The sequence below is a fragment of the Rhodovulum sp. HP10 genome (assembly GCF_047553435.1).
Classification (GTDB): Bacteria; Pseudomonadota; Alphaproteobacteria; order Rhodobacterales; family Rhodobacteraceae; genus Rhodovulum.
The window spans coordinates 2,744,303-2,762,914 of record NZ_CP180201.1 but is presented as its reverse complement, the minus strand read 5'-3'; the positions used below and the strand labels follow the sequence as shown (position 1 = coordinate 2,762,914).

Genomic DNA, 18,612 nt, shown 5'->3' with positions numbered 1-18,612 from the left:
GGACCCGTTCCGGAACGGCCCGGACCCTGACAGGCATCCCCTTGCGGGGGCCACCAACACCAATGGAAATCCCGGCCGCAGGGGCCGGAATGGCGCGCTTATACAGGGGTGCCTTCCACTGTCAAGCGCCGAGCGCCCGGATCGCGACCTCGGCGGCCATCATCCCCATCCGCCGGACACTGCGCTCGCCCAGCGCCGCGGCATGGGGCGATAGAAGCGCATTCGGCAGCGCGAGAAGCGGGTCGGAGGGCGGCAACGGTTCGGTTTCGAACACGTCGAGCCCGATGCCGCCCAGCCGGGGCGCCGCCGCGACCAGCGCCGCCTCGTCGACGACGCCGCCCCGTCCGGTATTGATGAGGATCGCGCCCTCGGGCAGCGCGGCCAGTTCGGCCGCACCGATCAGCCCGCGCGTGCCCTCGTTCAGCGGCAGATGCAGGCTGAGGATCTGCGCCGCGGGCAGCGCCGCCGCAAGATCGCGCACCACCGGCAGGCCCGCCTCGTCAGCGCTCAGCCGCCGGTGCCAGAGCGTGACCTCGATGTCGAAGGCCCGCGCCAGTTGCGCGACCCGCTGGCCGATCGGCCCGAAGCCCAGAATCAGCATCCGCTGGCCCGACAGCTCGACCGGCGCCAGCCGCTCGATGTTCTCGAACCCCGTCCGCGCGACCCTGTCCATCGCCACCGCCCGCCGCGCCAGCGCCAAAAGCAGCATCATCGCATGCTCGGCCACCGCATTGGCATTGGCCCCGGGCGTGTTGAAGACCGGAATGCCCCGCCGCTCGGCCTCGGCCAGGGGAATGTTGTCGGTCCCGACCCCGTGCTTGCAGATCGCCCTTAGCTGGGGCGCCCCGGCGATCATCCCGGGGCTCACCACGAAGGTGCGCAGGATCCAGGCCCGCGCCGCGGCCAACCCGGCTGCGGGATCATCGTCCCGCCAGCCGCAAGAGACGCTCAGCCCCGCCGAAGCCAGCAGCGCCAGCGCGTCGGGATGGATCGGTTCGGTCACATGCACATCAGCCATGATCGCCCTATGCGTCGCCCGCGCGCCGAATGCAATCGCCCCGGCCCCGGGGCGCGCTATAGTCGGATCATGAGCGTTCTGAGCGTCACCGGGCAAGGGCTTTACTGCCCCGCAGGCGATTTCCACATCGACCCCTGGGCGCCGGTCGACCGGGCGCTGATCACCCATGGCCATGCCGACCATGCCCGTCCCGGCCACCGCCGCTATCTGGCGACCGACACCGCCGCCCCGGTGATCCGCCACCGGCTGGGCGCCATCTCGCTTGACACCATCCGCTATGGCGAGACCCGCCGGATCGGCGCGGCAAAGGTCTCGTTCCACCCGGCGGGCCATGTGCCGGGCTCGGCCCAGATCCGGGTCGAGCACAAGGGCGAGGTCTGGGTCGTCTCGGGCGATTACAAGCCCGAGCCCGACGGGCTGTCCGAACCCTTCGCGCCGGTGCCCTGCCACACCTTCATCAGCGAATGCACCTTCGGGCTGCCGGTCTTCCGCTGGCGCCCGCAACCCGAGGTGATGGCCGAGATCCGCGACTGGTGGGCAGAGAATGCGGCCCTTGGCCGGGCCAGCCTTCTGGGGGCCTATGCGCTTGGCAAGGCGCAGCGGCTGCTGGTGGGGCTTGGCGACGGCGCAGAACCGGGGGCGGGCCCGATCCTGACCCATGGCGCCATCGAGGCCACCTGCCGGGTGATGCGCGCGCAGGGGCTCGCCCTGCCCGACACGGTGCCGGTCACGCCCGAGACCGATCCGCGCGCCCATCCCGGCGCGCTGGTGCTGACCCCGCCCTCGGCCCTCGGCAGCGCCTGGGCGCGGCGCTTCGGGCGGGCCTCGACCGGGCTTGCCTCGGGCTGGATGGCGCTGCGCGGCGTGCGGCGGCGACGCGCGGCCGAACGCGGCTTCGTGCTGTCCGATCATGCCGACTGGGACGGGCTCAACGCCGCGATCCGCGCCACCGGCGCCGAGCGGGTTCTGGTAACCCATGGCTATACCGGCCCGTTCCGGCGCTGGCTGGCAGAGCAGGGCTATGACGCGGGCATCGTCTCCACCGCCTGGGAGGGCGAAACGACCGAAGGTGACGTCGAATGAAGCGCTTCGCCGCCCTCTATACCGCGCTCGACCGCACCCCCCGCACCACCGCCAAGGTCGCGGCGCTGGCCGCCTATCTCGTCGAGGCACCCGAGCCCGACCGGCTCTGGACCGTGGCGCTTCTGTCGGGACGGCGACCGCGCCGGGCGGTGACCGCGACGCGGCTGCGGGAATGGGCGGCCGAGCGGGCGGGCCTGCCGCTCTGGCTGTTCGAGGAATGCTATCCGGTGGTGGGCGATCTGGCCGAGACCATCGCGCTGATCCTGCCTCCGCCCGGCACGGGCAGCGACCGGAGCCTGTCGGCACGGATGACCGACATCCTCGCCATGGCCGCGATGGACGAGCCTGCCCGAAAGGCCGCGATCCTTGATGCCTGGGACAGTCTCGGCGGGCCTGAGCGGTTTCTGTTCACCAAGCTGCTGACCGGCGGGTTTCGCGTCGGCGTCAGCCAGACCCTGATGACCCGCGCACTGGCCCGCGCCACCGGGCAGGACGAGGCCGAGCTGGCGCACCGGCTGATGGGCGACTGGACCCCCGCGACGACAAGCTGGCAGACGCTGATCGAGGCGCCCGACCCGGCAGCGGCGCTGTCGCGCCCCTATCCCTTCTATTTGGCCTATCAGATCGAGGGCCCGCCCGAGGCCTTGGGCGCGCCCGACGACTGGATCGCCGAATACAAATGGGACGGCATCCGCGGCCAGTTGATCGCGCGCGGCGGAACGCATTTCCTCTGGTCGCGCGGCGAGGATCTGATCACCGGGCGGTTCCCCGAACTGGCCGTCGCCCGCGATTTCCTGCCCCGCGGCACCGTGCTCGACGGCGAGATCCTGGCCTGGAAGGAGGGCCGCCCCCTGCCCTTCGCCGCGCTGCAGACCCGGATCGGCCGCAAGACCCTGTCGAAACGGCTGCTGGCCGAGACCCCGGCCGCATTCATCGCCTATGATCTGCTGGAAGACGGCGGCACCGACCTCCGCCCCCGCCCGCTGGCCGAGCGCCGCGCCCGGCTCGAAGAGATCATCGCAGGGGGGCCGCCCGGCGGGCCGCTGCGCCTGTCGCCCAGGCTGTCCTTCGGGACCTGGGAAGATCTGGCCCGGATCCGCGAAACCGCGCGCAGGGCCGAGGCAGAGGGCGTGATGCTGAAACGCGCGGGCGCCCCCTATCTGGCCGGACGCAGGAAAGGCGACTGGTGGAAATGGAAGCTCGACCCGCTGACCGTCGACGCGGTGATGATCTATGCCCAGGCAGGCCACGGGCGGCGCGCGACGCTTTACACCGATTTCACCTTCGCGGTCCGGGACGGCGACACGCTGGTGCCGGTGACCAAGGCCTATTCCGGCCTCACCGACGCGGAATTCCGCGAGATCACCGCCTGGGTGCGAAAGAACACGCTTCAGCGCTTCGGCCCGGTGCGGCAGGTCGCGCCCGAACTGGTCTTCGAGATCGCCTTCGAGGGCATCCGCGCCAGCCCGCGCCACAAGTCGGGCATTGCCCTGCGCTTTCCTCGGATGGCGCGCTGGCGGCGCGACAAGCCCGCGTCAGAGGCCAATACACTCGACGATCTGAAGACCCTGCTGGCGACGCGCGAGCGGGGCGCGCGCGAGCCGAAAAACAGCCCCGCGCTTGAACCTCCGCCCCCCGGTACTCTATCTCTGGATCAAGACAACGAATGAGGATCGCCGATGCGCATCACCCCGCCCGCCCCCGTCTTCGACGCCAATGCCAGCGCCGGCGGCGCGCTGGGAGACCTGCCCGAATGGGATCTGTCCGATCTCTATGCCGCGCCCGACGCGCCCGAGATCGCCCGCGACATGGACTGGCTCGAGCAGGAATGCGCGGCCTTTGCGGCCGATTACGAGGGCAAGCTGGCCGGGCTTGATGCCGCAGGGATGCTGAACTGCATCACCCGCTACGAGGCCATCGACCGCGTAGCCGGCCGGATCATGTCCTACGCCGGGCTGCGCTACTACCAGAACACCATGGATGCGGGCCGGGCCAAGTTCCTGTCGGACTGTCAGGACCGGATCACCGGCTATACCACGCCGCTCGTGTTCTTCTCGCTGGAATTCAACAGGATCCCGGAGGACGCCTATGAGGCGCTCTTTGCCGCCGATGCCGCGCTGACGCGCTACAAGCCGGTCTTCGACCGGATGCGGGCGATGCGGCCCTACCAGCTGTCGGACGAGCTCGAGAAATTCCTGCACGACCAGTCGGTGGTCGGTGCGAGCGCCTGGAACAAGCTGTTCGACGAGACCATCGCCGGGCTGGAATTCGAGGTCGAGGGCGAGGACGCGCCGCTGGGGATCGAGGGCACGCTGAACCTTCTGACCGATCCCGCGCGCGACAGGCGCGAGGCCGGGGCCCGCGCGCTGGCCGAGGTCTTCGGCGCCCATATCAAGACCTTCGCCCGCGTCCACAACACGCTGGCCAAGGAAAAGGAGATCGAGGACCGCTGGCGCAAGATGCCGACGCCCCAGACCGGGCGGCATCTGTCGAACCATGTCGAGCCCGAGGTGGTCGAGGCGCTGCGCAATGCCGTGGTCGCGGCCTATCCCAGGCTCTCGCATCGCTATTACGCGCTGAAGGCGAAATGGCTGGGGCTCGACAAGCTGCAGGTCTGGGACCGCAACGCGCCGCTGCCGATCGAGGAACCGAAGACGGTCGGCTGGGACGCTGCCAAGGCCACGGTGATGGAGGCCTATGCCGAATTCTCGCCGAAGATGGCCGAGATCGCGCAGCCCTTCTTCGACAAGGGCTGGATCGACGCGGGCGTGAAGACCGGCAAGGCCCCCGGCGCCTTCGCCCATCCGACGGTGACCGACGTCCACCCCTATGTGATGCTGAACTACCTGGGCAAGCCGCGCGACGTGATGACGCTGGCACATGAGCTGGGGCACGGCGTCCATCAGGTGCTGGCCGCCGGTCAGGGCGAGCTTCTGGCCTCGACGCCGCTGACGCTGGCCGAGACGGCCTCGGTCTTCGGCGAGATGCTGACCTTCCGCAAGCTGCTGGCAGGCGCCACGACCACGGCGCAGAAGAAGACCCTGCTGGCGGGCAAGGTCGAGGACATGATCAACACGGTCGTGCGCCAGATCGCCTTCTACGATTTCGAGTGCAAGCTGCATGCGGCCCGGCAGGGCGGCGAGCTGACGCCCGAGGACATCAACGAGATCTGGATGAGCGTGCAGGGCGAGAGCCTCGGGCCGGTCTTCGAATTCATGCCGGGCTACGAGACCTTCTGGTCCTACGTGCCGCATTTCGTCCATTCGCCCTTCTACGTCTATGCCTATGCCTTCGGCGACGGGCTGGTGAACGCGCTTTACGCGGTCTACGAGGAAAGCGGCGCGGGCTTCCAGGAGAAGTATTTCGAGATGCTGAAGGCGGGCGGTTCCAAGCACCACAAGGAGCTGCTGGCGCCGTTCGGGCTCGATGCCTCGGACCCGGCCTTCTGGGACAAGGGGCTGTCGATGATCTCGGGCATGATCGACGAGCTGGAGGCGATGGAGGACTGACCCCGCGCCTCATTGCCGGGCGGCGCGTCCTGCGCCACCCGGCCCGATCGGGCCCTGGACCGGCTTATTTCCAGTCGGTCCAAGGGAAGGGCTTCGCTTCGCCCGCCACCGTCAGGTAGCGCGCGGCAATCGCCATCCAGTTGGCGAGCTTGTCGCCGAATTCTGCAATCCGCTCGTTCTCTTCCTTGGCGAAGAGCAGCCAGCCGAATTGCAGCACCGCCGCGATGATCAGGATCAGCTGCGCGGCATAGAAGAGGGCCAGCATCAACAGCATCCAGCCCCCCCGGATCAGCGCAGGACGGTAGCCCTTGTCCTGGGCATCCGATGCCCGGGCGCCATCGCTCAGCGTCGAGTTGGTATCGGTCATGGGTCCAGCCTCCGATATGACCGCATCCCCGGGACGCCCCTCGCCCCTGCCTCAGAACACGATCACCTCCTCGAAATGGCGAGGCAGGTCCTCGGCTGCAACCCCCACGATGTCCTTGTTGAGATCGACCGCAAGCGCGCGTTCCAGCGAGCCCTCGATCCGGTTGCGCAACTCGCCAAGCATCTTCGGCGGCGCCGCCATCACGAAACGGTCGTAATCGCCTTCGGCCCAGACCTCGGCGGCGATCTCCAGCACATCAGCCGCGAAGCTTTCGCGGTTCTGGACCCGCAGGCTTGTTGGCGGCTCCATCGCGTGATGTCCAGCCGTCGCGCCGCCCTGGTCGCGGCCGCGCCCGTCGGCATATTCGATCTCGCGTGCCTTCGAGAACCGGGTCACTTCGGCAAGCCCCTTGCCGGTCCCGCGATTGACCAGCAGACGCGCGTCGCGCTCGTTGGCGACGAGAACCAGTGTCTTGAACGGTATCATGGCCTCCCCTCCTGTCGGTTGACACCCTCTCAACACGGCCCGCACGCCAGAGGTTCCTCCGGGCCCGGCCCGCGGCCCGGAGGAAACGAGGCGCGACCGCGCTTCAGCCGGGGCTCAGCCCGCGCATCTTCTCCGAGCGCCGCCGCAGGATCTCGACCGCGGTCAGAAGCCCGATCGAGACCACCACGAGGATCGTCGCGACCGCAAGGATGGTCGGGCTGATCTGCTCGCGCAGCCCGGTGAACATCTGCCAGGGCAGCGTCTGCTGGTTGGCCGAGCCCACGAACAGCACCACCACCACCTCGTCGAAGGAGGTGATGAAGGCAAACAGCCCGCCCGAGACGACGCCGGGCAGGATCAGCGGCATCTGCACCTTGAAGAAGGTCGTGACCGGGTTCGCGCCGAGACTGGCCGAGGCCCGGGTCAGCGAGGTATCGAAGCCCACCAGCGTCGCTGTCACCGTGATGATGACGAAGGGAATGCCCAGCGCCGCATGGGCCAGCACCACGCCGATATAGGTGCCCTGCAGCCCGATCCGGGAATAGAAGAAATACATCCCCGCCGCCGAGATGATCAGCGGCACGATCATCGGCGAGATCAGGATCGCCATGATCGTGCGCCGGAAGGGCACATGCTCCTGGCTGAGCCCCACCGCGGCCAGGGTGCCGAGCGAAACCGCAAGGAAGGTCGCGGCAGGCGCGATCTTGACCGAGTTCCAGAGCGCATGCTGCCAGGAATTGCTGGTGAAGAACTCGCGGTAATGCTTGAGCGAATAGCCCTCGGGATCGAGCGCCAGCATCTTCGGCGTGAAGGTGAAGAAATTCTCGGCGTTGAAGCTGAGCGGGATGATCACGAGGATCGGCGCGATCAGGAAGAAGAAGATCAGCCCGCAGATCACGTAGAAGGCATAATGCCAGATCCGCTGACCGGTCGTGGCATAGGGGGGAAGGTCCATCTGTGACATGCGCGTTATCCCAGGCTCACATTGTCGATGCCCACGAGCTTGTCATAGGCCCAGTAAAGGATCAGCACGACGCCCAGCAGGATCGAGCCCAGCGCGGCCGCGAGGCCCCAGTTGAGCGAGCTGGAAATGTGATAGGCGATCCGGTTCGAGATGAAGGTGCCGTTGGTCCCGCCGACCAGTTCGGGCGTGATGTAATAGCCGATGGCCAGGATGAAGACGAGGATGCAGCCCGCGCCGATGCCGGGCACCGATTGCGGGAAATAGACCCGCCAGAACGCCGTCCAGTTGGTGGCGCCGAGGCTTTTCGCGGCCCGCAGGTAAGAGGGCGGGATGGTCTTCATCACCGAATAAAGCGGCAATATCATGAAGGGCAGCAGGATATGCGTCATCGCGATGATGGTGCCGGTCTGGTTGTTGATCAGGATCAGCCGACCGCTGTTCGACACGATCCCGAGCCAGACCAGGATGTCGTTGATCACCCCCTGTTGCTGAAGCAGAACCTTCCAGGCCGAGGTCCGGACCAGAAGCGAGGTCCAGAACGGCAAGAGCACCAGGATCATCAACAGGTTCGAGGTCCGGAGCGGCAGGTTCGACAGCAGATAGGCAATCGGATAGCCCAGCAGCACGCAGGAGCCCATGATCATCAGGCTCATGAACAGCGTCCGTTCGAACAGCATGATGTAGATCTGCCGGTCCTCGGGCTGGGCGGCAATCCCGTCGGCGGTCAGTTGCAGATCCACCGCATTCAGGAAATAGCCCGGCGTGTAGTCGGGCGAGAAGGCCTTGATCGTGCCCCAGACCCCGGGATCTGCCCAGTCCTTGTCGGCTTTCAGATAGAGCCCGGACAGATCGACCGGGGCGAAGCCCTCGACCGCGTCATGGGCGGCATCGAGCATCGCCCCGGCCTCGGGACCGAGCCGGGCCACCGCGCCCGGCCCGATATGCAGAAGATCGCGGTAAAGCGCCAGATAGACCGGCGCCCAGGGCGCTTCGGCAGCCGGATCGTCGCCATCCTCGAGCTGAACGATGCGGGCGAATTCGGCATAGGCGCTGGCGGTTTCGGGCAGCACCTCGCCGACCCCGTCCCCAAGCACGAAGAGCGGCTGGCTCTGGGTGAAGGGCTCGCCCGCGGTCTTCGCGGCATCGCGGGCGGCGGCCCAAGCGCGATAGGTCGCGGTCCAGTCCGGATCGGCCATCAGCGCGACCCAGGTCGCGGGGTCTTCCCAGACTGGATCGACCGCGACGAACTGGTCGCGATAGCTCTCGCCGAAATCGTCGACCCGGCGGCCGGTCTTGCGGAACAGCGAGGAAATGCCGGAATATTCGTAATTCAGCCGCGAACCGAGCCGGGTATGCTGCTTGCGCTCGGCGGCGGCGACCAGATCATAGGTGAAGGCCGCCAGCACGCGGTCCGAGGGCATCTGCCCGCTGTCGGGGTCGTAGTCCCGGATCGCGCGGGCGGTGCGCGGCAGCGTGTCCGAGACGATCTGGTTCTCGACCGAGCGGAACAGCATGTCGGCGATGGGCGCGATGAAGGTCACCAGCACGAAGACCAGAAGCGGTGCGATCAGCATCAGCGCGCGCAGCTTCTGGGCCCGGAGCGCGCGGCGCAGGCTGCGCTTGAGCGGCGCGCCATCGGCGGCGAGGACAGGGCCCGGGGCGGCGGTATCGGTGGCGGGTCCGGTCATGCCACGCCCTCGACCAGAACCACGTCGCTTGTCGCGGTGGCGTGACGGATCGCGGCCACGTCCTGATATTGCGGCGAATGGAAGGCGCGTTTCGCGGCCTCGAAATCGGGGAACTCGATCACCACATGGCGATCCTTCATCGGCCCTTCGGGCGCCTCCGAGGCGCCGCCCCGCACCAGGAATCTGCCGCCGAAGCTTTCAAGGATCGGCGTGTCGCGCTCGACATACTCCCGGTAGGCCTCCGGGTCGGTCACGGTGATATGGGCGATGATATAGCCTTTCGGCATCTCGCACGTCCCCCTGCTTTTTATGCTGGGACCGGGGCGCACGCATGCGGCGCCGCCCGGGCCGTTCGGTCGGATGATCGGGTCGGCGCGCTCCGCCTGGGGGCGCCGACCCGGGCCGCTTTCGGGCCGCTTACCTGGCGAGCCAGGCCTGGAATTTGGCCTCGACATCGTCCTGGTTGTCAGCCCACCATTCGATGTTGTTCACCAGATAGTTCTTCTGGTTCGCCGGGTTGGTGGGCATGAAGGGCGCCATCTCGATGCCGAGATCGGCATGGGTCGAAACCAGCGGCTGCGACGATGCCCGCGACGGGCCATAGGAGATGTACTTGGCCTGATCGGCCAGGCGCTGGGTGTCGGTCGCGAAATGCAGGAAATGCTCGACGCGCTTCAGCCGGTCCTCGGGCAGATCGGCGGGAACGATCCAGCCGTCATAGTCGAAGACCTGCCAGTCCCAGAGCATCTTCACCGGCTGGTTCTGCTCGACGATCAGGCTGAACAGACGGCCGTTATAGGTCGAGCCGATGACCACCTCGCCATCGGCCAGGCGCTGCGGCGTCTCGGCGCCCGCCGACCACCAGATCACGTCGTCCTTGATTGTGTCGAGCTTGGCCAGCGCGCGGTCGACACCCTCGGGCGTGTCGAGCACGTCGTAAAGCTCGTCCTTCTCGACGCCGTCGCAGAGCAGCGCCCATTCGAGGTTCTTCTTCGGGCGCTTCTCGAGGCTGCGCTTGCCGGGGAAGGTCTCGGTATCGAACAGCGCGCAGAGATTCTCGGGCTCCTTGCCGTTCCAGGCCGCGACATCGGTACGGTAGCCGAAGGTGGTCGAGAACACGATCTGCGGCACGAAACAGTCATTGATGACGCTGTCGCCGAAATCCTTGGTCGCCGGGGTGCCGTCGGGCGCGGCCGCCAGCATCTCGTCAAGATCCACTTCCATCGCCAGGCCCTCGTCGCAGAGCCGCTGGCTGTCGGGGCCCTCGACATCGACCAGATCCCAGGTGATGTTGCCCGCCTCGTTCATGGCGCGCAGCTTGGCCACCGCCTCGTTCGAGCTTTCGTCCCAGGTGAAGCCGGTGCCGGTCATCTCGGCATAGGGCTCGGAATAGGCCTTCTGCTGACTGGTCTGGTAAGCCCCTCCCCAGGACACGACGGTCAAGCTGTCGGCGCAGCCCTCGCAGGGCGGCAGGTCCTCGGCAAAGGCAAATCCGGCGGGCAGCGCCGCCAGTGCGGTTGCGGAAAGAAGATGTCTGATCGTCATTGCGATCTCCCTGCTGACTTGGCCCGGATCAGTGTTGCTCCGGCCACCGCCCCCGGGCGAGGCGGGCCCGGAAACCGTCAGGGCGCATCAAGCGCGCGGCAGTCCTCCGGCAACCAGCCGATCTCGATATGCTCGCCCGGCTTCAGGCGGCGCTGGTCAGGGGCGTTGCGGGTCTTGATGACGAAATCGTCATTGCCCGCCACCCGCAGCCGGGTGCGGTAGATGTCGCCCATGTAGATGAATTCCAGCACCTCGGCATGGATCAGATGCGCCCCGGGCGTAAGCCGCTTGGGGTCGATCTCGACCCGCTCGGGCCGGATCGAGACCAGCGTGCGTTCGCCGGGCCGCGAGACATTGACCGGGACCGCGTCGATCACCTCGCCATCGTCGAGCTCGATCAGCGCATTGCCGTCGATCTGCTTGATCCGGCCGAGCAGCGTGTTGTTCTCGCCGATGAACTGGGCGACGAAACTGTTCACAGGCTTCTCGTAAAGCTCGTCGGGTCGGGCCAGTTGCTGGATCCGGCCATCGTTGAACACCGCGACCCGGTCGGACATGGTCAGCGCCTCGGTCTGGTCATGGGTGACATAGACCGTGGTGATCCCCAGATTATGGGCCAGCCGGGTGATCTCGAACTGCATATGCTCGCGCAGCTGCTTGTCGAGCGCGCCGAGCGGTTCGTCCATCAGCACCAGCTCGGGCTCGAAGACCAGCGCGCGGGCCAGCGCGATCCGCTGCTGCTGGCCGCCCGAAAGCTGGGCCGGGCGGCGGCCGCCGAAAGCCCCCATCTGCACCATGTCGAGCGCGCGCTGCACCTTCTCTTCGCGCTCGGAACGGCCGATCTTGCGCACCTCGAGCGGGAAGGCGAGATTCTCGGCCACGGTCATGTGCGGGAACAGCGCATAGTTCTGAAATACCATGCCAATTCCACGCTTGTGCGGCGGGATGTTATTGATCGGATTGCCGTCGAGAAGAATGTCGCCATGGGTGGCCGTCTCGAACCCGGCCAGCATCATCAGGCAGGTGGTCTTGCCCGACCCCGAGGGCCCGAGCATCGTCAGGAATTCCCCCTTGCCGATCGAAAGATTGAGATCTTTGACGACGAGAGTTTCCCCGTCATAGCTTTTTTGCACGCGGTCAAAGACCACGAAACCGTCGTTTGTTCCGGTCAACCGGCATCCCCTGTTGTCTGGCGCTCCCTTTTTGGGACCGCTCTTTTTATCGGCTCTGCTGCCGCTTCTGGAAAAGGTAACATCAGAACCTCTAAGCGCAACGCAGAACTTTAATACGGCGCGATACGCCCCGGCCATTCCCCGTTCTCGAAGAGATCGCCGCCCGACCGGGGCCGATCACCCCTTCCGTGCTAGCCAGGCCTCGCAGGCGCACCACATCCGCGCCGCCCGAAAATGCAAACAGGTCGGGCATCTGCCGCAATATCGGGCAATTTTGCCTTGTCCTGCCCGGTTTCGGGCAGCCTTCGGTCAGGGAAAGGCGGTCCTGGGGCCCGGCGCAACCGGCGCAACGGGCAGGCGCGGGACCCTAGGGGCGGGCGCCTGCCGACCTGCGCGCGCGGGCGGAAAGCGACAGCGCGGCGCCGGTTCCCATGCCCAGCAACACTGCCCAGAGCGGCGCGCCGATACCGAGAAAGCCGATGCCCGAAACCGTGGTCATGAAGGTAACGAGGGCCGCCTCGCGGCGCTCGGGCGCGGCCAAGGCGGCCTGCAGGCTGGTGCCGATGGTGCCAAGCAGCGCGAGCCCTGCCACGGTCACGACCAGGGCTTTCGGCGCGATGGTGAACAGCCCGACCACGGCGGCGCCGAGAATGCCCACCAGCATGTAAAGCAGGCCCGCGACCACCACCGCCCGGTAGCGCGTGTCGGGATTTTCGTCGGCCTCGGGCCCGGCGCAGATCGCGGCGGTAATGGCGGCAAGGTTGAAGGCATAGCCGCCGAACGGCGCCAGCACCAGCGTCGTGAGCCCGGTCACGGTCAGGCAGGCCGAGACCGGCGGCGCATAGCCCGCAGCCCTCAGCGTGACCACACCGGGGGTGTTCTGCGAGGCCATGGTGACGATGAACAGGGGCAGGCCGACCCCGATCAGCACCGGCAGCGAGAATTCCGGCAGCACTGCCACCGGTCGGGCCAGCGACAGATCGAGCGCGCCCTGCTCGAAGGCGCCGGTCGCGGCACAGAAAAGGCAGCCCGCCAGCAACACCGCCGGGATGGCGAAGCGCGCGAACCAGATCCGCCCGGCCAGATAGACCGCGCACATGACCGCAACCAGCGGCAGGTTCTCCTCCGTCGAGACGAAGATCCCCAGGCCGAACTTGAACAGGATGCCCGCCAGCAACGCATTGCCGATGGCGTCGGGAATAAGATGCGAGAGCTTCTCGAACCAGCCGCTCAGCCCGGTCAGGGTCAGCAGCAGGCCGCAGAACAGGAAGGCGCCGATGGCCTCGGGCATCGACACGCCGTCGAGCCCGACGACCAGCAGCGCCGCGCCGGGCGTGGACCAGGCGGTCAGGATCGGCATCCGGTAGCGCAGCGACAGGATCAGCCCGCTCGCCCCCATCCCGACGCCCAGCGCCAGCATCCAGCTATTGGCCTCGGCCTGACTTGCGCCCAGCACCTCGAGCGCCTGGAAGATGATCGCGACGCTGCTGGTATAGCCCAGCAGAACCGCGATGAAGCCTGCCACAAGATGCGAGAGTTTCAGCCCCGAGCCCATTTCGATCCGTGCCTTTCCTGCCAGTCCGGGCTAGGAGGCGGGAGCCGCCCAACCGACGGCGGACGCTATAACGCCCGTACGCTATAACGCACAAGCCCTCTCATGCCGATGACAGACAGCAAGATCCGGATCAATCTCAGGGCCGCCCGCAGCCGCGCCGGGCTGAGCCTCGCCCAGGCCGCCGAGCTCACCGGGGTCAGCAAGGCCATGCTCGGCCAGATCGAACGCGGCGAGTCGAGCCCGACGCTGGCGACGATGTGGAAGCTTGCCAAAGGGTTCCGGCTGCCGCTGACCGCCCTGATCGAGGATCTGGTGCAGACCACCGGCAGCGTCGCGCCCGCCGAACGCGCGCCGGTGCGGTTCGAGGGCGACATCCGCGTGCGCACGGTGTTTCCCTTCGATCCGGTCTTCGGCTCGGAGACCTTCCTGCTGACGCTCGCCCCGGACCAGGTCCACCTGTCGAACCCGCATGATACCGGCGTGGTCGAGGATGTCTTCGTGACCGAGGGCGAGATCGGGATCCTGCTGGACGGCCAGTGGCAGACCTTCCATGCGGGCGACGGGTTGCGGTTTCCGGCCGACCGGCCACATGGCTACCGCAACCGGACCGGCGCCCCGGCCCGCTTTCACAACACGCTGCATTATCCCCGCACCGCACTGCTCGAGGACGGCCCCGGAACAGGTTGACCCGCCGCCGCCATCTGCACGGGCAACAGGAAAACACTTCCGCAATCCGGCTCAACTCGACGCCAGATGGCAAGGGCCCCGTGATATTCGAGAGAGCCCCCCTGAAAACCGGCCGGTAAAAAATCCGGTCTCCGCACGAAAACCCTGTGCATTTCCGCCTTCCGGTCCGCAGGGAAAGCGGGCTTCGCATATCCTCCGGCTCGCAGAGTCCCCATTCAATATCAATATCTTTTGCAGTTTTTTGGCCAGCGACGAATGGCAAGGGAAAATTGACCCCGACCACTGCTTTCAAGGCCACAGCTTTCACGCAGCGACATGATCCTTTTCCGGCTGAACCGCTGAACCGCTGAACCGAAACACAAGACCGGCGGCGATCCCCGACACAGGGAATTTTTCCGCCTGAAAACGCATGATATGCATCCAGAGCCAATCGCCAGAACGAATGTAATTCACCCTCTGCGCGCCCGGTCCCAATAATTTAAAAAATTCCCTCAAAGGCCTTAATTTTCAAGACTAATTGACAGATGTCAATTCGGGCATCTAGATTTGTCCGACAAACAGGTCCTGGGGGAGAGACTTCGCGATGCGGGAGGAGGACGGACGGTCACCGGACATCGGTCGCGAGGCCGGGATGGCCGCCCGGCCAAGACCGGTCCTGCAGCGCGCGGGCGGTCCCGGGCTCTCGGCGGTCGACGATCTGGTCGCCAAGCTCCGGGCGATGATTTCCTCGGAAGGGCTTCGGGTCGGCGACAGCCTGCCGACCGAGCGCGAGCTTTGCGACAGGTTCCGGGCCAGCCGCAACACGGTGCGCGAGGCGATGCGCATCCTCAAGGCCTATGGCGTCGTCACCGTCCGCCCCAAGGTCGGCGCGACCATCGTCGACGACCGCATGGAACGCGCGCTCGACCTGTTCTCCTTCAACACGCTCGACGTCTCGCGCGAGGCGTTTTCCGACATCCAGGGGTTTCGAGGGCTTCTGGAAGTGGCCGGGATCGACCTGATCCTCGACCGCATCGCCCGGGCCGACATTGCCGAGATGCGCGAGATCAATGACGGGCTGCGCCGGACCGAAAGCCTTGATGAGGCCGCCGAAATCGACTTCGGCTTCCATACCCGCCTGATCGCGGTGATGGGCAACAAGGCGATCCTCGATATCTACAAGATCATGAAGCCGGTGATCCTGAGGATCATGTCGAGGGGCCGGAACGGCGCTGTCCAGGCGATCGAGACCCATGCCGATCATCTGGGCATTCTCGAGGCGCTCGAGGCCCGCGACCGGCTGGCCTACCAGTACCGGATGCGCAGCCATCTGCAGGCAAGCGTCGGCAATTTCGACCCGTAACCTGCCGATGCTGCCCCGCCTCGGACCCGAGCTGCCGGCAGGGTCCGGACCGACATTTCCGGAGCGCGGGACAGGCGCCGGGAGGTGCCCGCGGATAGGGTGAGCCCTCGGGATGCGCCGCTCAGAGCCCCCCGACCCGGCCGATGCGGGGACAGGGGGCCTGCCCCGGTTCCGTCCAATGGCGCGCACGCCGGGGACGCCCTGGCCAGCGTCAATCCCGGCGCGCCTCCAATCCGGGCCGGGGCCTGCCGGGCGGGCGCGGGTCCGACTTCAGCCCCGCATCAGGGGAGCAACCGGCACGATCCGCCTCAGCCCCGCTCCCAGATCCGGCTGACCGCGCGGTCGAGCCAGGCCAGCCCGGCCAGCGCAAGACCGAGCCCGACGAAGGAGGCGACCCGGACCAGCCCCGAGAGCCCCGACATGTCGATCAGGAAGACCTTGGCCACGGTCAGCCCGACCCCCGCCATCGCCAGCCGCCGCAGCGCATGCGAGCGGGTCAGCACCGCCAGAACCAGTCCCAGCCCCGAGGCGAGCAGAAGCGCCAGCGTATAGCTGTAAAGCTCGCCATCGCTCGGCCCCGGCAGCGACAGATCCGGGCCGCGCCAAAGCCGCCGGATCTCGAGCCAGCCCCAGACACCCAGCCCCAGCACCGAGAGCCCGCCCAGCCCGGGCCGCAGCCACCGCGCCCCGGGCCGACCCGGCGCCCCCAGCAGCACCGCCCCCGCCCCGAGCACGACCGCCAACGGCAGGAGCGCAAGCGCCAGACTGTCGAGAACCGGCGGCCCCGCGACCCGGCCCACCCCGGCGACCAGCGTCCTGCCGAGATCGTCGGCCATCACCGCCACGGCGCCGCAGGCCGCCAGCCCCATCAGCACGGCAAAGCCGATCCGGAGCGGACGCAGCTGCGCCGGGTCATGCGGCAGCCGCCAGATCTGGGCAAAGGCGGCCAGGATCCAGACCGTCGCCGTCAACCCCTGCGCCCAATGGGTCTCGAACCCCTCGGACCCGAGCCCGCGCCGAAGCGCCACCGTCACCGCAAGTGCCGTCACCGTCACCAGGGAGGACGAGGCCAGCGCCCGCAGCGCCGCCCGTTCGGGCCGTGCCAGCACCAGCATCGCCGCAAAAGCGACAAGCGGCCCGAGATGGGCCAGCAGCACGTCGAGCGTCCCGGCCCCGTGGATGGCCCAGTCGATGCCCGGATCGACCAGAAGCCGGTAGCCGATCACCGCCGCGCCAAGCTGGGCCAGCCAGCCCAGCGGACGCATCGGCCGCTGCCGGTCGATGATGACCGCCGCCACCATCATTGCCGACAGCGCCAGCGTCAGCGCGGTCTTGGTCAGCACGAGGAACAGCGCCAGCCCGATCAGGATCAGGGCCGAGGCCGCGAAGAGCCCGGTCTCGAAGCCGCGGGTCTCGCCGCCCAGCGCGGCCCGGCGCTCGGCAAGGGCCACCATCAGCCCCGCCCCCGCCATCACCGCCAGCGCCCAGGGGTAGGCGCCCGTCACCTCGCCGGGCGCCCAGAGGAATTCGAGCACCAGGATCGTTGCGGGAAGCAGCACCGCCGCGCCCAGCGCCCAAAGCCCGCGATGATCGGGCCGGGCCTTCCGGGCCAGCCGGAGGAAGGCGATGACCGACAGCGCGGCGCCCCCTGCCGCCAGCCACCAGACCGTCGCCGGCGCCGGGCTTTCGGGCAGCCGGTCGATCCCGGCCCGGAAGGCACGATAAAGCGGACCGCCCTGAGCCGCATGCAGACCGAGCCCGACCAGCGCCGCCGCCGCCGGGAAGACCGCCAGATCCTCGAAGGCCGGGGCCCGGGCAAGCCCCAGCGCCACGGCCGCGAAGACCAGAAGCAGCAGCGCATAGCCAAGCCCGTTGCCCGCCGGGCTCGCCGCGTCGAGCATCAGCAAAAGCCCCGCCCCGGAAACCTGCGCGACCCCCGCGGCCGCAAGCCAGGTCGGAAAGGCGGGCGTGCCGGTCCCCGACGCCCCCTGGCTGGCCATCGCCCCGCTCTCGACCGGCCGAAGACTCCGCGCCGGGATCAGCACCGCGCCCACGCCCAGCGCCAGGGCGGCCAGGGCCAGCCCCGGCGCATCGGGCGCATGCATCCACAAGAGCCCCAGCGCCCCGACCGGCAGCGCCAGCGCCAGCCCCGACACCCAGGCCCAGCGCCGGAAGGTGTCGATGCCCAGACCCGCAAGCCCCACCATCGCGAAATAGGGGTAAAGCAGCACCGCCTTGTCGGAGGAACCACCGACGAAGAAGGGCGCGGCCGTGGCGCCCAGAAGACCGATGGCCGACAGCACCGGCCCGTAAAGCCAGCCCAGCAGCATCGCCACCACCGAGACCGCCGCCATGCCCGCGAGCGCCGGAACCGACCCGATCAGCCCGTAAAGCGCATGGGCCGACAGGATCGCGATGAACAGGACCACCGTGCCCGCACCCGAGAAGGTCGAGGGCAGATGGCGCAGATTGGGCGTGGCGCTGTCGCCATGCCGCCGCCGGATCACCTCGCCCCCCGCGATCAGCGCAGCCCCCAGCACCAGCGCGCCCAGAACCCGGAGCGGCGGCGTCAGAAGCCCCTGCTCGACCCCGTATTGCACCATGAACAGCCCGCCGAGGATCAGCGAGAGCGCGGCCAGGGCCAGAGTCCAGTTCTCCCGCAGCCAGACCGCCAGGCGGTCGGCCAATCCGGAGCCCTGCGGTGCAGAGGCCAGTTCGGAGGGCGGTTCGGACGGCGGCACCTTCGCCGCGGCCGCGACCGGCGGGGCCTGCTCTGCCTGCCGCTCCTCGCGCCGGGTCTCGGGCGCGGTAATGGTCTCTGGCACCGTCATGGGCAAGGGATCGGGCGCGGCATCGGTCGGGGCGACCTGCGGACCGGAGTCTGGGGAAAGGGCGGCCGCGTCCGCAGCCTGCTCGGCCGGCGTCTCTGGCGATGCCTGTGGCGAGGTCTGAGGCGGCGTCTGAGGCGGCGCGTCCTGCCGCAGCGCCGCGACCTCCCGCGCCAGGGCCTCGAATTCCTTGACCAGCCGCTCCAGCCGGACGCGCAGATCGGCATTCTCGGAGCGCAGCCCGAAATGGGCAAATATCAGCGCCGGCAGCCCGACCAGCACGAGAAGGCCATAGACGCTCCCGAACACGATCAACATGGTTTCCACGATACTCTTTTCCCCTCGTCGTCCGGTCCGCAGTCTCGCGA

14 protein-coding genes and 1 pseudogene are annotated in these 18,612 nt (G+C 67.8%); 5 read left to right on the top strand and 10 right to left on the bottom strand.

Annotated features, from left to right (window positions below; translation table 11 throughout):
- Positions 1-121 precede the first annotated feature (121 nt).
- Positions 122-1,018 (bottom strand): NAD(P)-dependent oxidoreductase, encoded by an 897-nt coding sequence (locus ACK8CO_RS13065; protein ID WP_414896893.1) that lies wholly within the window; start codon positions 1,016-1,018, stop codon positions 122-124.
- Positions 1,019-1,087: 69 nt separating this feature from the next.
- Between ACK8CO_RS13065 and ACK8CO_RS13060 the strand changes: the two genes are divergently transcribed.
- From ACK8CO_RS13060 to ACK8CO_RS13050, 3 genes are read left to right on the top strand one after another with little or no spacing between them, the layout of a single operon-like run.
- Positions 1,088-2,101, top strand: a complete 1,014-nt coding sequence (locus ACK8CO_RS13060; RefSeq protein ID WP_414896892.1) for a ligase-associated DNA damage response exonuclease — start codon at positions 1,088-1,090, stop codon at positions 2,099-2,101.
- Positions 2,098-3,771, top strand: a complete 1,674-nt coding sequence (locus ACK8CO_RS13055; RefSeq protein ID WP_414896891.1) for an ATP-dependent DNA ligase — start codon at positions 2,098-2,100, stop codon at positions 3,769-3,771. Before ACK8CO_RS13060 ends, ACK8CO_RS13055 begins: the two co-directional genes overlap by 4 nt.
- Before the next feature lie 9 nt (positions 3,772-3,780).
- Positions 3,781-5,610 carry a M3 family oligoendopeptidase gene (locus ACK8CO_RS13050; RefSeq protein WP_414896890.1) on the top strand — a complete coding sequence of 610 codons (1,830 nt, stop codon included), beginning with the start codon at positions 3,781-3,783 and terminating at the stop codon, positions 5,608-5,610.
- A gap of 64 nt (positions 5,611-5,674) precedes the next feature.
- Here the strand turns inward: ACK8CO_RS13050 and ACK8CO_RS13045 are convergent, their stop codons facing one another.
- The 8 genes and pseudogenes from ACK8CO_RS13045 to ACK8CO_RS13010 all read right to left on the bottom strand — a co-directional run bounded on the left by ACK8CO_RS13045 (position 5,675) and on the right by ACK8CO_RS13010 (position 13,387).
- Positions 5,675-5,977, bottom strand: a complete 303-nt coding sequence (locus tag ACK8CO_RS13045) for a DUF4389 domain-containing protein (RefSeq protein WP_080617456.1) — start codon at positions 5,975-5,977, stop codon at positions 5,675-5,677.
- Between the two features lie 51 nt (positions 5,978-6,028).
- Complete coding sequence (locus ACK8CO_RS13040; protein WP_080617457.1) at positions 6,029-6,463, bottom strand: host attachment protein; 435 nt, start codon at positions 6,461-6,463, stop codon at positions 6,029-6,031.
- 103 nt (positions 6,464-6,566) lie between these two features.
- Positions 6,567-7,418 (bottom strand): annotated as a pseudogene (locus ACK8CO_RS13035) (ABC transporter permease); the annotation flags it as partial.
- Positions 7,419-7,432: 14 nt separating this feature from the next.
- A complete protein-coding gene (locus ACK8CO_RS13030; RefSeq protein ID WP_414896889.1) occupies positions 7,433-9,115 on the bottom strand; it encodes an ABC transporter permease in 1,683 nt (560 codons plus the stop codon).
- A complete protein-coding gene (locus tag ACK8CO_RS13025; protein ID WP_414896888.1) occupies positions 9,112-9,402 on the bottom strand; it encodes a DUF1330 domain-containing protein in 291 nt (96 codons plus the stop codon). The genes ACK8CO_RS13030 and ACK8CO_RS13025 overlap by 4 nt, the downstream gene beginning before the upstream one ends.
- 130 nt (positions 9,403-9,532) lie before the next feature.
- Complete coding sequence (locus tag ACK8CO_RS13020; RefSeq protein ID WP_080617461.1) at positions 9,533-10,660, bottom strand: extracellular solute-binding protein; 1,128 nt, start codon at positions 10,658-10,660, stop codon at positions 9,533-9,535.
- A gap of 77 nt (positions 10,661-10,737) precedes the next feature.
- Positions 10,738-11,832 (bottom strand): ABC transporter ATP-binding protein, encoded by a 1,095-nt coding sequence (locus tag ACK8CO_RS13015; RefSeq protein ID WP_155774091.1) that lies wholly within the window; start codon positions 11,830-11,832, stop codon positions 10,738-10,740.
- Between the two features lie 367 nt (positions 11,833-12,199).
- Positions 12,200-13,387: a benzoate/H(+) symporter BenE family transporter gene (locus tag ACK8CO_RS13010; RefSeq protein WP_414896887.1), complete on the bottom strand. Its 1,188-nt coding sequence runs from the start codon at positions 13,385-13,387 to the stop codon at positions 12,200-12,202.
- A gap of 108 nt (positions 13,388-13,495) precedes the next feature.
- Between ACK8CO_RS13010 and ACK8CO_RS13005 the strand changes: the two genes are divergently transcribed.
- Together ACK8CO_RS13005 and ACK8CO_RS13000 are read left to right on the top strand one after the other, a co-directional pair.
- Positions 13,496-14,074: a helix-turn-helix domain-containing protein gene (locus tag ACK8CO_RS13005; RefSeq protein WP_414896886.1), complete on the top strand. Its 579-nt coding sequence runs from the start codon at positions 13,496-13,498 to the stop codon at positions 14,072-14,074.
- Positions 14,075-14,657: 583 nt separating this feature from the next.
- Positions 14,658-15,416 carry a FadR/GntR family transcriptional regulator gene (locus ACK8CO_RS13000; protein WP_414896885.1) on the top strand — a complete coding sequence of 253 codons (759 nt, stop codon included), beginning with the start codon at positions 14,658-14,660 and terminating at the stop codon, positions 15,414-15,416.
- A 308-nt stretch (positions 15,417-15,724) separates the two neighbouring features.
- On the opposite strand, the gene ACK8CO_RS12995 is transcribed toward ACK8CO_RS13000, so the two are convergent.
- Complete coding sequence (locus ACK8CO_RS12995; RefSeq protein ID WP_414899024.1) at positions 15,725-18,562, bottom strand: DUF2339 domain-containing protein; 2,838 nt, start codon at positions 18,560-18,562, stop codon at positions 15,725-15,727.
- Positions 18,563-18,612: the final 50 nt, after the last annotated feature.

Excerpts from the sequence above, each read along its gene's own strand:
- ACK8CO_RS13065 (WP_414896893.1), bottom strand. The coding sequence starts at position 1,018 with ATGGCTGATGTGCATGTGACCGAACCGATCCATCCCGACGCGCTGGCG.
- ACK8CO_RS13060 (WP_414896892.1), top strand. The coding sequence starts at position 1,088 with ATGAGCGTTCTGAGCGTCACCGGGCAAGGGCTTTACTGCCCCGCAGGC.
- ACK8CO_RS13055 (WP_414896891.1), top strand. The coding sequence starts at position 2,098 with ATGAAGCGCTTCGCCGCCCTCTATACCGCGCTCGACCGCACCCCCCGC.
- ACK8CO_RS13050 (WP_414896890.1), top strand. The coding sequence starts at position 3,781 with ATGCGCATCACCCCGCCCGCCCCCGTCTTCGACGCCAATGCCAGCGCC.
- ACK8CO_RS13045 (WP_080617456.1), bottom strand. The coding sequence starts at position 5,977 with ATGACCGATACCAACTCGACGCTGAGCGATGGCGCCCGGGCATCGGAT.
- ACK8CO_RS13040 (WP_080617457.1), bottom strand. The coding sequence starts at position 6,463 with ATGATACCGTTCAAGACACTGGTTCTCGTCGCCAACGAGCGCGACGCG.
- ACK8CO_RS13030 (WP_414896889.1), bottom strand. The coding sequence starts at position 9,115 with ATGACCGGACCCGCCACCGATACCGCCGCCCCGGGCCCTGTCCTCGCC.
- ACK8CO_RS13025 (WP_414896888.1), bottom strand. The coding sequence starts at position 9,402 with ATGCCGAAAGGCTATATCATCGCCCATATCACCGTGACCGACCCGGAG.
- ACK8CO_RS13020 (WP_080617461.1), bottom strand. The coding sequence starts at position 10,660 with ATGACGATCAGACATCTTCTTTCCGCAACCGCACTGGCGGCGCTGCCC.
- ACK8CO_RS13010 (WP_414896887.1), bottom strand. The coding sequence starts at position 13,387 with ATGGGCTCGGGGCTGAAACTCTCGCATCTTGTGGCAGGCTTCATCGCG.
- ACK8CO_RS13005 (WP_414896886.1), top strand. The coding sequence starts at position 13,496 with ATGACAGACAGCAAGATCCGGATCAATCTCAGGGCCGCCCGCAGCCGC.
- ACK8CO_RS13000 (WP_414896885.1), top strand. The coding sequence starts at position 14,658 with ATGCGGGAGGAGGACGGACGGTCACCGGACATCGGTCGCGAGGCCGGG.
- ACK8CO_RS12995 (WP_414899024.1), bottom strand. The coding sequence starts at position 18,562 with ATGTTGATCGTGTTCGGGAGCGTCTATGGCCTTCTCGTGCTGGTCGGG.